Origin of the sequence: Sodalinema gerasimenkoae IPPAS B-353, assembly GCF_009846485.1 — a bacterium.
Taxonomy (GTDB): domain Bacteria; phylum Cyanobacteriota; class Cyanobacteriia; order Cyanobacteriales; family Geitlerinemataceae; genus Sodalinema; species Sodalinema gerasimenkoae.
Window position 1 is genome coordinate 1,299,932 of the sequence record NZ_ML776472.1, and the last position, 13,116, is coordinate 1,313,047.

At 52.8% G+C, this 13,116-nt stretch carries 18 protein-coding genes and 1 tRNA gene; 15 read left to right on the plus strand and 4 right to left on the minus strand.

The genetic code is table 11. From position 1 onward, the window contains the following. Positions 1-37 precede the first annotated feature (37 nt). On the minus strand, positions 38-538 hold the full coding sequence (locus L855_RS05785; RefSeq protein WP_159785333.1) for a leucine-rich repeat domain-containing protein: 501 nt from the start codon (positions 536-538) through the stop codon (positions 38-40). A gap of 113 nt (positions 539-651) precedes the next feature. Here L855_RS05785 and recJ point away from each other — a divergent pair, with 113 nt between their 5' ends. Beyond that, positions 652-2,736, plus strand: a complete 2,085-nt coding sequence (gene recJ / locus L855_RS05790) for a single-stranded-DNA-specific exonuclease RecJ (protein ID WP_246198740.1) — start codon at positions 652-654, stop codon at positions 2,734-2,736. A gap of 95 nt (positions 2,737-2,831) precedes the next feature. Here the strand turns inward: recJ and psb30 are convergent, their stop codons facing one another. Next, positions 2,832-2,963, minus strand: a complete 132-nt coding sequence (psb30, locus tag L855_RS05795; protein WP_068788901.1) for a photosystem II reaction center protein Ycf12/Psb30 — start codon at positions 2,961-2,963, stop codon at positions 2,832-2,834. A gap of 183 nt (positions 2,964-3,146) precedes the next feature. Here psb30 and L855_RS05800 point away from each other — a divergent pair, with 183 nt between their 5' ends. The 6 genes from L855_RS05800 (at position 3,147) to L855_RS05825 (ending at position 6,078) form a co-directional block, all read left to right on the plus strand. Continuing rightward, on the plus strand, positions 3,147-3,527 hold the full coding sequence (locus L855_RS05800) for a YkgJ family cysteine cluster protein (RefSeq protein WP_159785336.1): 381 nt from the start codon (positions 3,147-3,149) through the stop codon (positions 3,525-3,527). A 62-nt stretch (positions 3,528-3,589) separates the two neighbouring features. Then, on the plus strand, positions 3,590-3,943 hold the full coding sequence (locus L855_RS05805; protein WP_159785339.1) for a TMEM165/GDT1 family protein: 354 nt from the start codon (positions 3,590-3,592) through the stop codon (positions 3,941-3,943). A gap of 18 nt (positions 3,944-3,961) precedes the next feature. After that, entirely contained in the window at positions 3,962-4,234 is a 273-nt protein-coding gene (locus tag L855_RS05810) for a TMEM165/GDT1 family protein (protein WP_159785342.1), read from the plus strand. 120 nt (positions 4,235-4,354) lie between these two features. Beyond that, positions 4,355-4,543, plus strand: coding sequence for a hypothetical protein (locus tag L855_RS05815; RefSeq protein ID WP_159785345.1), 189 nt, complete (start codon positions 4,355-4,357; stop codon positions 4,541-4,543). A 148-nt stretch (positions 4,544-4,691) separates the two neighbouring features. Continuing rightward, complete coding sequence (locus tag L855_RS05820) at positions 4,692-4,973, plus strand: hypothetical protein (RefSeq protein WP_159785348.1); 282 nt, start codon at positions 4,692-4,694, stop codon at positions 4,971-4,973. Between the two features lie 181 nt (positions 4,974-5,154). Next, positions 5,155-6,078 carry an RluA family pseudouridine synthase gene (locus L855_RS05825; protein WP_159785351.1) on the plus strand — a complete coding sequence of 308 codons (924 nt, stop codon included), beginning with the start codon at positions 5,155-5,157 and terminating at the stop codon, positions 6,076-6,078. A gap of 236 nt (positions 6,079-6,314) precedes the next feature. Here L855_RS05825 and L855_RS05830 read toward each other — a convergent pair whose 3' ends face one another. Continuing rightward, entirely contained in the window at positions 6,315-7,070 is a 756-nt protein-coding gene (locus tag L855_RS05830) for a phycobilisome rod-core linker polypeptide (RefSeq protein WP_159785354.1), read from the minus strand. Positions 7,071-7,259: 189 nt separating this feature from the next. After that, entirely contained in the window at positions 7,260-7,904 is a 645-nt protein-coding gene (locus tag L855_RS05835) for a phycobiliprotein lyase (protein ID WP_246198741.1), read from the minus strand. Between the two features lie 160 nt (positions 7,905-8,064). Here L855_RS05835 and L855_RS05840 point away from each other — a divergent pair, with 160 nt between their 5' ends. The 8 genes from L855_RS05840 (at position 8,065) to rplJ (ending at position 13,070) form a co-directional block, all read left to right on the plus strand. Continuing rightward, complete coding sequence (locus tag L855_RS05840) at positions 8,065-9,021, plus strand: class I SAM-dependent methyltransferase (RefSeq protein ID WP_159785357.1); 957 nt, start codon at positions 8,065-8,067, stop codon at positions 9,019-9,021. Positions 9,022-9,074: 53 nt separating this feature from the next. After that, positions 9,075-9,452, plus strand: coding sequence for a 50S ribosomal protein L19 (gene rplS / locus L855_RS05845; RefSeq protein WP_159785360.1), 378 nt, complete (start codon positions 9,075-9,077; stop codon positions 9,450-9,452). A gap of 125 nt (positions 9,453-9,577) precedes the next feature. Further along, a tRNA-Trp gene (locus L855_RS05850) sits at positions 9,578-9,650 on the plus strand. A 216-nt stretch (positions 9,651-9,866) separates the two neighbouring features. Next, complete coding sequence (secE, locus tag L855_RS05855) at positions 9,867-10,088, plus strand: preprotein translocase subunit SecE (RefSeq protein ID WP_159785363.1); 222 nt, start codon at positions 9,867-9,869, stop codon at positions 10,086-10,088. Beyond that, on the plus strand, positions 10,088-10,747 hold the full coding sequence (gene nusG, locus L855_RS05860; protein ID WP_159785366.1) for a transcription termination/antitermination protein NusG: 660 nt from the start codon (positions 10,088-10,090) through the stop codon (positions 10,745-10,747). The genes secE and nusG overlap by 1 nt, the downstream gene beginning before the upstream one ends. A 12-nt stretch (positions 10,748-10,759) precedes the next feature. Then, positions 10,760-11,185 (plus strand): 50S ribosomal protein L11, encoded by a 426-nt coding sequence (rplK, locus tag L855_RS05865; protein ID WP_159785371.1) that lies wholly within the window; start codon positions 10,760-10,762, stop codon positions 11,183-11,185. A 100-nt stretch (positions 11,186-11,285) separates the two neighbouring features. After that, positions 11,286-12,005 carry a 50S ribosomal protein L1 gene (gene rplA / locus L855_RS05870; RefSeq protein ID WP_159785374.1) on the plus strand — a complete coding sequence of 240 codons (720 nt, stop codon included), beginning with the start codon at positions 11,286-11,288 and terminating at the stop codon, positions 12,003-12,005. Between the two features lie 507 nt (positions 12,006-12,512). Continuing rightward, positions 12,513-13,070, plus strand: a complete 558-nt coding sequence (rplJ, locus tag L855_RS05875) for a 50S ribosomal protein L10 (RefSeq protein WP_159785377.1) — start codon at positions 12,513-12,515, stop codon at positions 13,068-13,070. Positions 13,071-13,116: the final 46 nt, after the last annotated feature.

The following is a 13,116-nucleotide window of genomic DNA, read 5'->3' on the forward strand; positions in this document are numbered from 1 at the left end:
GAAGACTCTCATCGGTTTAAACGTGACGATAATGAACTTACCGAGGATGGACCTCATAATACTCCCGAATCGCCGTCAGCCCCTGCTCGCAAACCTGCAACGGCGGACATTCCAGCGGATTCTCCCCAACATTCAGCCGGAACAATCGCGGCAGATGCACCATAAACTCGGGAATCTCGCGAATCTGATTTCCCGTTAACTCCAACATTGATAAACTCTGCATCTGCGCCATAAACCCAGGAATGTCGCGAACCTGATTATTTGACAACTCCAACCCCGAAAATAGGGGAAGGCGGCTTAGACAGGGAGGAATCGCTGTAATCTGATTGCGAGCCGCGTACAACAGACGCAACTTCGAGAGTTCCCCAATAAACTCAGGAATTTCCGTGAGGCGATTCCCCGAGAGATTCAATCCCGCCAACTCTGGGAACTCCAACAGCACCTCAGGAACCTCCTGCAAACCTAACCCATGTAAATTCAGCGTGTCCCGTCCCGCTGCTTTCATCGCCTCAACTCGGGCCTCAACGCTATTCTCCATCGCCGTTACGTCCTCAAACGGATTCCCTCAATTCTAGCCTCGCCCCTTGCCAAAGTCTGCCCCCAGGACAGACACTGAAAACACGCCCTTGCTACTACTGGTTCTCAATCTCCGTGCGTCCTAATCTCCCTAACCAACGCTGGATTCTGGCAGATCTCCCTGAAGCTGAGATCCAATCTCTGGCTGAGTCTCTCAATGTCTCTCCCCTCATTGCCCAAATCCTCATGGAACGGGGCTTAGACAGTCCTGAGGTGGCTCAGATTTTCCTGGAACCCGATAGCCTGGAACTGCCGCCACCCCTTCAGGATTTCCCTGATTTAGCCCTTAGTCTCGATCTGATTGTGGAGATGATTGAGACGGAACGGGCGATCGCCATCTGTGGGGACTATGATGCTGATGGCATGACCAGTACGGCGTTGCTATTGCGGGCCTTGAAAACCTTGGGGGCGAAGGTGGATTATGCCATTCCCAGCCGCATGAGCGATGGCTATGGCATTAACTCCCGCCTTGTCAATGAGTTTGCAGAGGCGGAGGTGGGCTTAATTATCACCGTCGATAATGGCATTAGCGCCCATGGGCCCGTTGAAGAAGCCCGAGAACTGGGGATGGAGGTGATTATTACCGATCACCATGACTTGCCCGAGGTGATTCCCCCCGCCAGTTCCATTCTTAACCCTAAAATGGCTCCCGAGAACTCCCCCTATCGCGGTATGGCGGGGGTGGGGGTGGCCTATATGTTGGCCATGCACTTGGGGGAGCATTTTAAACAGGGGGAAACCTTCCGACTCCCCATGTTGGAACTGCTGACGCTGGGAACGATCGCCGACTTGGCCCCCCTCACCGGTGTCAACCGATATTGGGTTTTACAGGGGTTGCACCTCCTGGCAAATTCGCAAATTCCGGGCATTCAGGCCCTCGTGCAGGTGTCGGGATCGGGGGACAAGGGCAAAAAATCCCTAAAACCCGATGCCATTGGTTTCCGCCTCGGCCCTCGCATTAACGCGGTGGGGCGAATTGGTGATCCCCAGTTGGTGATTGAGTTGTTGTCGACAGATGACGCGGGGATCGCTTTGGAACGGGCCATGCAATGTGAACAGATTAACCGCACCCGCCAGGAGATGTGTGAGGAGATTGAACGGGAGGCGATCGCCTGGTGTGATGCGTTCCAAGACACGCTCCCCGAAACGCGGGTTCTGGTTCCACTTCAGGCAAAGTGGCATCACGGCGTCATTGGCATTGTGGCCTCGCGCTTAGTGGAACGCTACGGGGTTCCGGTGTTTATCTGCACCTACGAAGATGAGGAATTGCAACAGGTGCGGGGGTCGGCCCGGGGGATTCCTGAGTTTAATGTGTTTGAGGCCCTAAATTATTGCCAGGATTTACTGACCAAGTATGGCGGACATCCGGCGGCTGGGGGGTTTTCGCTCCCGGAAGCCAATTTAGAGGCGTTTCGTCAGCGGTTGAGTGAGTTCGCCTGTCAATGGTTGCAACCGGAACATCTCAAACCACTGGTTCGCATCAGTGGGAAGTTGGGGTTTGAGGAGTTGGATTTAGAGCGGTTTGAGGAGGTGGAACAACTGCAACCTTTTGGCATTGGCAATCCCACCCCGGTGTTTTATTCCACTCAGGTGCGGGTTTTGCAACAGAAAACGGTGGGCAAGGGCCATCTGAAGCTGGAACTGGCCCAGGGGGAGTCTGAGACATCCATTGGGGCGATCGCCTGGCGTTGGGGTGAGTATTTCCCGTTACCCAGTCCCCTAGATTTAGCCTACAAACTGGGGGAGAATGAGTGGCAAGGACAGGTTTCGCTCCAGTTAGAGGTGGTTGGCGCTCGTCGTCCTGAGGGCGTGGTTTGGGAGTCTCGGACGAGTGAGGAGGAGATTCCCGAGGCCACGGTGATTGAGGCGACGGAGGTTGCTTCGTCTAAGGCTGAGGAGGCGGTGACTGAGACTGGGGAAACCCTACAGCGGTTTGAGTACCAAAATCGGGTCTATTTCTGTGGCCTCTACCCTCATGGGGAAACCAAAGAACTCCGCATTCGTAATGATCGCGGTCAAGTCTTGGCGGTGAATCAGGGTAACCAAATGGGCCTACTGGGAACCTCGCGAGACAATGCTCGCTATGTCAATGTGCGAGAACGGCGATTTTACGATTTAATTAAAGCAGCCCTGGCGGTGTTAAACGGCTCATCGTCTTAATGCTGTTATCTCGAATGAGCGAACCAATGAGCGAAAAGCCCGATGGCGATCGGGCTTAAGAGATAAATCTCAAAGTATCCTCAATGTATCCCGCTCTAGAGATCACCACCCCGGAAGGCGAGGAGAAAGATCACCACTGGTCCCGAAACGAGAATCAAACCGACAAAGGTAAGTTGGAAAATGGGTTCCCAGTTGATTGACGTGAGTGCTGATGTTAACGCTTCCATAAAATCCTCTCAAACAGAAAAAACAGGGTCAATTATAAATCGCAGGAAATGCCGTTTAATATCTTACTGGCTGATGGGCCCTGAATTTTAAGAAACTTTACAAAAGTATAAATCCGTGTCCCGTCAGCCTTGGGGGCGATCGCCCCTGACTACCCACCCCTATCATCTCTTGGAGTTTTCACCGTGGCAACCTGGCAATGTGTAAAACACTGTGGCGCCTGCTGTTATCTAGCCCCTGAAGAGCGTCCTGACTTAGAGGAGTATCTTTCCGCCGAGGAACTCCAGCTCTATCTGAGTCTGGTGACGGACGATGGCTGGTGTAAGCATTATGACCACGATACCCGAGAATGTGGCATTTATGAGAAACGTCCTGGCTTCTGTCGGGTGGATGCCCAAGAGTATCAGCAGCGGTATGGCATTGATCCCGAGGACCTCGATGAGTTTGCCATTGACTGCTGTCGGGAGCATATCGAGGACATTTACGGCGATCGCAGCCTAGAGATGATACGCTTCGACCGCGCCGTCGGCAAACCGCGAATTCTGCGCCCCAAAGCCGATCGCTGACATCTCCCAGGGAGTGACCCCCCCATGTAAAATAATGTAATGTTCGTTATCACTCCCCATCTGTGAAAGCTCCCACGTCTTCCCCCGTCCAAGACCCCCCAGAGCGTACTCCTCTCTCAACGCGCAAAGCCTCAAAATCCATCCTAGGAATTTTTGGCTCGACCTTTATCACCATTTTCTTAGCGGAAATGGGGGATAAAACCCAACTGACTACCCTCCTCATGACCGCCGAGTCAGACTCGCCCTGGGTGGTCTTTTTAGGGGCAGCCTTAGCCCTAATTACAACCAGTTTAATCGGGGTTCTCCTAGGGCGTTGGCTTGCCAATCGAGTCTCGGAAAAAACGATTGAGACCTTCGCCGCTGTCATTCTGCTGTTTATTGCCATTCTCCTCCTCGGAGAAATGGTAAGCCTTTAATGTTTAGGACGATTAACGATGGATTGGGATTTACTCGGATTAACCTTTATCGCCGTATTTCTCTCGGAACTCGGAGATAAAAGCCAAGTGGCGGCGATCGCCCTCAGTGGCAGTTCCAAATCACCCCAGGCCGTTTTCTTCGGAACCGCCGGGGCATTAGTCCTAGCCAGTTTCCTAGGAGTGCTTGCCGGGGATGCCGTCGCAGAACTCCTACCTACCCAAATTCTCAAGGGCCTAGCCGCCCTTGGGTTTGCCTTCATTGCTCTACGACTGCTTTGGAAAGACAACTGATCGCCAACAGTTAACAGTTGATAACACGAAATATCTACTTTAGTGATATTGACATTACAACAAAACTGTGGTAGTTAGCTGAGGGGCATGGTAGACTTCAGCAAAACTGAAGTTGCTAGAATGAAGCTATTGCGCCCTCAACTTTGGCTAAACTTCCTGTCTCTACTTCCAGGAACTATCTACCGCGCTCGAATCGAAGCTCGATGCCGTGCTGCCGAAATCCGTTTCCAATTAGACCCGAGTTTGGCCAACCGTCGGGCCTTAGAGGCCATCTTGGCCGTTTTAGAGGAATATGGCGACACCTTTTAGAGCCTGGAGTGGTGGTAGAATTTGCCAAACGTGAAGGTTGCTAGAATGAAGCTATTGCGCCCTCAACTCTGGCTAAATTTCCTCTCTCTACTGCCAGGAACTGCCTTGACGGTGTTAACCATTAGCGTGGCCTTTCTGAGATTTTACGATGAACAAGATTTCAGCCTCCTCGGATACGTCAGCAACCCCAGAGCATGGAGTAACCGATTCACTCTGGCAGCCCTCTTGGTGGCAGTGGTTAATTTCGGCGTTGAGTGGAACCGTCGAAATCGAGAAACAGACCGCCTCGCTCAAACAGAGCAACGAAGAGCTGAGGAGGAGCAACGAAGAGCTGAGGAGGGGCAACGAAGAGCTGAGGAAAGAGAACGAGCAACTCGCCGCGCTCGAATCGAAGCTCGATGCCGTGCTGCCGAAATCCGTTTCCAATTAGACCCGAGTTTGGCCAAACCGCGCTCGAATCGAAGCTCGATGCCGTGCTGCCGAAATCCGTTTCCAATTAGACCCGAGTTTGGCCAATCGTCGGGCGTTAGAGGCCATCTTGGCCGTTTTACTCGAATATGGTGAGACGTTGTAGACCTTAGGGTTGTTGTTTCATCGGTTGATTCACCTTCATGACCATCACTGTAGATGTAACCCAAGGATGCGATCGCCTCGATCGCATCCTTTCCCAAAATCTTAAAGACCTCTCACGATCGCGCATCCAGCAGCTCATCGAACAGAACTGTGTCTCGGTTAATGGAGAACCCTGTCTCTCTAAAAAGCTGAAAGTCCAGGTGGGCGATCGCCTCACCATTGATATTCCCCCGGCTGAACCCTTAAACATCCAACCCTTGGAGATGCCGTTGGATATCCTCTACGAAGATGACCATCTCCTAATTGTCAATAAACCGGCGGGACTGGTGGTACATCCTGCCCCGGGCCATTACAATGACACCCTCGTTAACGCCCTACTTGCCCATTGTGGCGATCGCCTCTCGGGGATTGGCGGTGTTCAGCGTCCTGGTATTGTCCACCGCCTCGATAAAGACACCACCGGGGCGATCGTCATTGCCAAGAGCGATCGCGCCCATCAGCATTTACAAGCCCAAATCCAAGCCAAAACCGCCCGCCGCGAGTATCTCGGCCTGGTCTATGGTTCCCCCAGTCAGCCCTCAGGAACCATCAACCGTCCCATTGCCCGTCATCCCGTCGATCGCAAAAAGATGGCGATCATCCCGGAAGACCAAGGCGGCCGCGTTGCCGTAACCCATTGGAACGTCCAGGAAGCCCTAGGAAACTACAGCTTAATTCATTTTCGTCTCGAAACCGGTCGCACCCACCAAATTCGCGTCCACAGCGCCTCCATCGGGCATCCAATTATCGGAGACCCCCTCTACGGTTCCGGTCGTTCTCTAGGGGTCAACCTACCCGGCCAAGCCCTCCATGCCTGGAAACTAACCCTAGAGCATCCCCAATCCGGAGATACCATCGAGGCGATCGCCCCCCTTCCCCCCCACATCAAAAAACTGCTGCAAGTCCTCAAACGCCGCCGCTAAAGTCCCCCTATTGCCTAGGGCGACCACAAGGGTACGCCCCTACCTGGTTCTCTGCCTATTGACTACTGCCTATTGCCTAGGGCGTCCACAAGGGCGCGCCCCTACGTCTTTTCTGTTCCCTGTTCCCCGTTCCCTATTCCCTGTTCCCCCCCTAAAAAACAGCGACTGACAACCACTCATCCAAGAGCAATCATCAGTCGCTGCTATTCCAGTCAGACTGTAACAGTCAAACCAGCCTAGCGACGGGGAACCGCAGCCATGTAGTTGAGGTTTTGAACCGAAGGACGAGGTGTCGACGGCTGGCCAGAAGACACAGCCCGCGCCATGCCGAGGAACCGCTCGGGATTGCCCTCGGTGGGTTGCTTCTCTTGAGGACGGAAGCGGCGCACAGCATTCTGCCAAACAATCTGGGGGAAGCCCAGTTGATTACGGTGGTACGCACCATAACGGGGAGTTTTTAGATTAAAGGGCGTTTCACCCATAGCCCGCTGAGGCAGATTGCGACGGCGTTGGAACGGAACAATCGTATCGCCGAAGTTTTCCAGGTATTCGTCGCTGTTGAGGAGTTCATCCACAAAGCCTTCAACACCTTTGTTGGCAATCACGATCGACCAAGCGATTTTCTCACGCTCGCTGTAGACGTCCCGTCCGAGAACCCGTTGAACACAGAGTTCAGCAAAACGGTAGTTGCTGTTGGTCTCAAAGTTGCGACGGCGGAACGGATCCGACAGCAGCAAACCGCGAATGAACTGACGCATCGTAATGCGCTCATCCTTGAGTTGAGACTCTAAGAAGGTCTGACGGTTGCTTTTGAGGATTTGGTGTTCGCTATAAATCTGACGGTACGCCGCCCAGATGAACTCGTCGATGTCCGAACCTGTGGGCAGGTTTTCCGTGTCGAACACATAGGGTTCTTCATCGCCAGGAACGACGTATCCCGCGACACGCACGTTCTGACTTTTCGGTGTGTAACTGAGTAAGGGAAGTGCCACGTTAATATCTCCGTAAGCTTAAAGGGTTTGCTATTTGTGGACTCGTCAACCTTTAGATTAGGGGATTGGCTTCAACCCAGTCTCATTTTTATGAACGTCAGCAACAATTTTTAACACTTAACGTAAAGAAAATTTACGATTTACCGCTTTAGGTTGTCAGGCGATCGCCTTTACCCATCGTTGCCCGCTCTACCAACCCAACAGAGAATAAAAGCGTTGACTGGCCTGTTCCCCCGCCTCAGGAATCCCACTCATCTCAGGCTGAGAACTATCCACACGACTTTCCGTGCAGAACGTTGCCGTATTGAAGCCACCAAACCGTTTCACCGTGCTGGTTCGCATCCGTACCCCAGGACTGGGAAACCAAAACCGTTCCACAGAACTCATGGTTTCATACTCCGTAATTAAACTCATTCCTCCATCATCATCCAGCTCATAACGCCCTGCTACGGGGACTTTTTCCGCATAGCCCCGTTCTCGCAACATTTTGCCCTGACGAGGGTTCTCAGCATCGGGGACAATGGCAAACACCGTTGAGCCGGCATGATTTTCATCATTGTCACGATCCCATTGCATCGAGCCATTCCAGCGCACAAACGCGCCCCCCGAAGCGGTTGTTGGGTCAATCTCGTACATTTGGCAAATCTCCACCACCCGAGGATCATCTGGGGGGAGGGTTTCCACAAAAATCTCCGATCCACCCAACTCAGAACGGCGGAAGGGCAGATGATGGGTGGTTCTCTGAGAATGCCAGGTTCCAGCACTCTGCTTAAAGAACTCCATCGCGTCAGCGGGAATCACTGGGCTGGTTTCGGTCATGGGAGGTTGCGTCATAGTGGGGGGACTCTCTACGTGCTTGTACAATTGCCACAATTCCTTTCAATGTTTAATGATTAGGGGGTCGTCCGGCAAGAGGTGAACCCCGGACTTCGCCAAACTTGACGCGTCTCAACTATCCTTTGATAATCATCAAGTGTTAACTTAAGCCAATCCTATGACCTCCACCTCCACCCATAAACCGGCCTGGGCCGGCGAAGACTGGCTCTCTCGCCTCGTCAACCAACTCATCGCCACCCCCCTGCTGTACCGACTCATGAAACAGCAAGCGCGACGGGTGTTGATTAAAACCGCTGAAAAAAACGGCGTTCCCTGGCGCGATCGCGTCGCCGAACTCGATACTGAGGAACTTCGAGGCAGTTTAGCCAGTATTACCAACCCCAACCTCACCTATCCCGACTATTACCAAGTTCCCTTCCACGCCTATGATGCCGGGAATCTTTGCTGGTTGGCGGCCCTAGAAGCCGAACCCGCCACCCAATCCATGGCCCTACGGGTTTGGAAAGGGGAATCTCTCACCTCCGAGGCCGCCCAACAGCGACTGCGCCACTCCTTCCTAGAGGCGATCGCCCCTCATCTGCCCGAAACCGTCCAAGATGCCCTCGATGTCGGCTGTTCCATCGGCATCTCCAGCGAATTTCTCCATCAATACCTGCAACAGCGACAATCCCAGCCCCTTCGCACCGTCGGCTTAGACTTATCCCCCCATATGTTGGCCGTTGCCCAACAGCGAGACCAAACCCAGCAGATTCATCAATGGGTACATGGCAACGCCGAAGCCACCGACTTCGCCGACAATAGTTTTGACGTTATTACCCTACAGTTCGTCCTCCACGAACTGCCGCGCCACGCCACCACCGCCATTTTCCGAGAAATGCGACGCATCTTGCGCCCCGGTGGACTCCTCGCCATTGTTGACAACAATCCTAAATCCGAGGTGATCCAAAACCTGCCACCAGCCCTATTCGTTCTCATGAAAAGTACCGAGCCATGGAGCGACGATTACTACACCTTTGACGTTGAAGGAGCCTTAAAGCAAGCCGGTTTGCAGCATATCGAGACAATTCCCACCGATCCTCGTCACCGAACCCTCATCGCGCGACAGGTAGATTGACGGGATACCTCAACAGCGTCTATGATAAAAGGCTGCAACGTAACGAGGCAGCTATGAAGGGTCAACAAATCATTCAGGCGATCGAATCTGAGTATCTCAAATCCGATCTGCCCAAACTCTATGTCGGGGATACCGTCCGCGTCGGTGTCGTCATCCAAGAAGGGGGTAAAGAGCGGGTTCAGCCCTACGAGGGAACCATTATCGCCATGCGCAATGGTGGCATTAACGAAACCGTTACCGTTCGTCGCGTCTTCCAAGGCGTTGGCGTTGAGCGGGTGTTTCTCCTCCATTCCCCCAGAGTCAGTTACATAAATGTCGTACGTCGCGGTAAAGCGCGTCGTGCCAAACTGTACTATCTCCGTGATCGCGTAGGTAAAGCCACTCGCCTCAAACAGCGTTTCGACCGACCCATCGCCAAAGCTGGCAAGTAACCTGAGCCAGTCTCAGTCCCGGGGACGAAGGGTAACCCTAAAAAAAAATCCCGAATCGTTCCCAAGCGCACACCAATCGTGATACACTGGTTAAGAAGAGGTTCAACGTCTGAACCAGACGAGATGCGCTCTTAGTTCAGTTGGTAGAACGCAGGTCTCCAAAACCTGATGTCGGGGGTTCGAGTCCTCCAGGGCGCGTTGGACCCTTTCAACTTCTTGAAAAGACGCTTAACCCGAAAGCTTGACAACAACATTCCTAAAAACAGGAATGGTTCAGCTTTCGGGTGAGCGTTGTCTGATGTAAGGCGTGGATCGACCCCGAGCCTCAGCATTTTCTGACGACAAACCAACTCGAAGCACACAGTCGGCTAAGTTCAGCCCAGACTGGAGTCCGTCCCCAAGAGGTTAACCGTTGTGGCGAAGAAAAAAGAAGCCAATCTGCAACAGACGAGTTCAAAGTTCGATCCGATCAAGTTCCTTCAAGAAGCCAAAGAGGAACTCTCTAAGGTCGTCTGGCCCTCAAGACAGCAAGTCATTAGCGAGTCCGTTGCCGTCTTGTTAATGGTTGTGCTTTTAGCGAGTGCCATCTACTTAGTCGATAACCTGTTCGGTTGGGCTGCACAACAGATATTCTGATGACATTTTCATCGAACCAATCCTACGAATCCGATGCTCCCTGGGACGACAACGACTCAGATGAGCGGCAAGATACTCCCCAAGAGTCTCAACTGCCCCGCGCCCGTTGGTATGCGGTGCAGGTCGCTTCTGGCTGCGAAAAGCGCGTCAAAGCCAACATCGACCAGCGAAAAGAAACCTTAGACGTGGCCGATCGCATCCTACAAATTGCCATCCCGCAAACCCCCGCCGTCAAAGTCCGTAAAGACGGTGCCAGACAGAATATTGAAGAGAAAGTCTTTCCTGGCTATGTTCTCGTTCAAATGCGTATGGATGACGAAGTTTGGCAGGTTGTCAAAAACACCCCCAATGTGATTAACTTTGTCGGGGCAGAGCAGAAGCGGCGCTATGGACGCGGACGGGGTCACGTTAAACCCATGCCCCTGAGTCCCTCAGAAGTCGAGCGTATCTTCAAACAGACCGGAGAACAAGAACCGGTTGTCAAGATTGACATGGATACCGGGGACAAAATCGTCGTCTTATCTGGGCCCTTTAAAGACTTCGAAGGTGAAGTCATTGAAGTTAGCCCCGAACGCAGCAAACTCAAAGCCTTGCTGTCTATCTTTGGGCGCGATACCCCTGTAGAATTAGAGTTCAACCAAGTCGAAAAACAGAGTTAACGTTAATCATCAATGGCTAAAAAAGTAGTTGCGCTCATCAAGCTCGCCATTCCGGCGGCTAAAGCGAATCCTGCGCCTCCCATTGGTCCAGCATTGGGTCAGCATGGCGTCAATATCATGCAGTTCTGCAAAGAATATAACGCCAAAACCTCCGAACAAGCTGGAACCATCGTTCCCGTTGAGATCTCCGTTTACGAAGATCGCAGTTTCACCTTTATCCTTAAAACTCCTCCAGCCTCCGTCCTCATCAAAAAGGCCGCTGGAATCGAGAAAGGGTCCGGTGAACCCAACCGCAGCCAAGTTGGCAGCATTGGACGGGATCAGCTGCGTGAAATCGCTGAAACTAAAATGCCCGACCTCAACGCCAATGACATTGAGGCGGCCATGAAAATCATCGAAGGAACGGCACGTAACATGGGTGTTAAAATCGAAGGCTAACGCGCCTCACCCAAGCCAAACCAGCATCCAACCATTCCACCAAGAACCCATTTGAATGGGGGAGAAGTGTGTCACTTCGCTAACCACCCCACCGACTATCATGACCAGAAAACTCTCACGTCGATTGCGGGAACTTCATCAAAAAGTTGAAGAGCGTCCCTACGAACCCACCGAAGCCCTCAAACTCCTCAAAGAGACGGCAACGGCCAAGTTCCCTGAATCCGCAGAAGCTCATATTCGTCTGGGAATCGATCCCAAATATAGCGACCAGCAACTACGGACCACCGTCGCCCTCCCTAAAGGAACCGGGCAGACCATTCGTGTCGCCGTGATTGCTCGCGGTGAGAAAGTGCAAGAAGCCGCCAACGCCGGGGCTGACCTGTATGGTTCCGAAGAACTCATCCAAGAAATCCAACAAGGTCGCCTCGACTTTGACCTTTTGATTGCCACCCCTGATATGATGCCCCAGGTGGCGAAACTCGGTCGCGTTCTCGGTCCAAAAGGCCTGATGCCTTCACCTAAAGGGGGAAGCGTCACCACCGACTTAGAACAGGCCATTTCTGAGTTCAAAGCTGGTAAACTAGAATTCCGGGCTGATCGCACAGGCATTGTCCATGTCATGTTCGGCAAAGCAGATTTTTCGGTTGAAGACCTGTTAATCAACCTCAAAGCGCTTCAAGACTGTATTGAGCGCAACCGTCCCGCTGGAGCCAAAGGACGCTACTGGCGTAGCATCTATGTCTCCTCGACCATGGGACCCTCCGTAGAAGTGGATGTCAACGCTCTACGGGACTTAAAAATGGCGGACTTGATGGCTTAAGACCAACTCTGACATCCGTCATGGCACTGGGGAGCATTTTCTCCCCGGCTAAATCCAAACACAACAACCCAGTACACCAGATACGAAACAGATTGGCTTAACTGAATAGGCTCTCAACCAGAGACAGCAGGGGCGTTCAGCGCGTAATGTCCTGCCGAGGTGAGGAGTTTGGAGGCCAGGCTCTCAACCAGAGACAGCAGGGGCGTTCAGCGCGTAATGTCCTGCCGAGGTGAGGAGTTTGGAGGCCGCCTAGTGCGTCCCCCAACACTTCCCTCGGCGTCTCGACCGGGGGCTTTTTGTGGAGGGAGGGAGGGGGGACCTAGTGCGTCCCCCAACACTTCCCTCGGCGTCTCGACCGGGGGCTTTTTGTGGAGGGAGGGAGGGGGGTCAGTTGAGCCAATTGCATCCAACCCAAAAACGACCCAAGTTTACGGGTGACAGTTTGGGAAGTTCTCAAGGGGGTTTCTCAACTGAGTGAATGCCCAGCAAATAAGGAGGTGAGTCCGATTGGGCAGAACATTAGAAAACAAAAAAGCGATCGTCGCTGAACTCAAGGAAACACTGAGCGAATCTCAGCTTGCTGTGGTCATTGACTACAAAGGGCTGTCCGTCGCACAGATGACTGACTTACGCGGACGACTCCGGGAAACCGACGCCGTCTGTAAGGTGACCAAAAACACCCTCATGCGCATTGCCGTAGAAGGGGATGAAACCTGGGAACCCATGACCGAGTTCCTCGAAGGATCTTCGGCATTTCTATTCGCCAAGGATGACTTTGGGACGGCTATTAAAGCCTACCAAGCGTTTCAGAAAGACACCAAAAAAACCGAACTCCGGGGTGGTGTTTTAGAAGGGCAAAAGCTCAGTCCTGACGATATTAAAGCCCTAACCGAACTGCCAACCAAGGAAGAGCTTATTGCGCGCATCGCCGCAGCAATCAACTCGATTCCGACGAAACTGGCAGTGGGTACCAACGCCGTTCCCAAGAAACTGGCTGTGGGCATCAAAGAGGTTCCCTCTTCTTTGGTTCGCGCCGTCAAAGCGGTATCCGAAAAAGAACAATAAAGTGCCACAGCTATCGTGGTCTTTATTGGCAATTCACGAACGTCCA

What these genes read in the sequence shown, in the direction of transcription:
- L855_RS05785 (WP_159785333.1), bottom strand. Translation starts at nt 538, where the DNA reads ATGGAGAATAGCGTTGAGGCCCGAGTTGAGGCGATGAAAGCAGCGGGA.
- psb30 (WP_068788901.1), bottom strand. Translation starts at nt 2,963, where the DNA reads ATGGAAGCGTTAACATCAGCACTCACGTCAATCAACTGGGAACCCATT.
- L855_RS05810 (WP_159785342.1), top strand. Translation starts at nt 3,962, where the DNA reads ATGGATTGGGATTTACTCGGATTAACCTTTATCGCCGTATTTCTCTCG.
- L855_RS05815 (WP_159785345.1), top strand. Translation starts at nt 4,355, where the DNA reads ATGAAGCTATTGCGCCCTCAACTTTGGCTAAACTTCCTGTCTCTACTT.
- L855_RS05820 (WP_159785348.1), top strand. Translation starts at nt 4,692, where the DNA reads ATGAACAAGATTTCAGCCTCCTCGGATACGTCAGCAACCCCAGAGCAT.
- L855_RS05825 (WP_159785351.1), top strand. Translation starts at nt 5,155, where the DNA reads ATGACCATCACTGTAGATGTAACCCAAGGATGCGATCGCCTCGATCGC.
- L855_RS05835 (WP_246198741.1), bottom strand. Translation starts at nt 7,904, where the DNA reads ATGACGCAACCTCCCATGACCGAAACCAGCCCAGTGATTCCCGCTGAC.
- L855_RS05840 (WP_159785357.1), top strand. Translation starts at nt 8,065, where the DNA reads ATGACCTCCACCTCCACCCATAAACCGGCCTGGGCCGGCGAAGACTGG.
- rplS (WP_159785360.1), top strand. Translation starts at nt 9,075, where the DNA reads ATGAAGGGTCAACAAATCATTCAGGCGATCGAATCTGAGTATCTCAAA.
- nusG (WP_159785366.1), top strand. Translation starts at nt 10,088, where the DNA reads ATGACATTTTCATCGAACCAATCCTACGAATCCGATGCTCCCTGGGAC.
- rplK (WP_159785371.1), top strand. Translation starts at nt 10,760, where the DNA reads ATGGCTAAAAAAGTAGTTGCGCTCATCAAGCTCGCCATTCCGGCGGCT.
- rplA (WP_159785374.1), top strand. Translation starts at nt 11,286, where the DNA reads ATGACCAGAAAACTCTCACGTCGATTGCGGGAACTTCATCAAAAAGTT.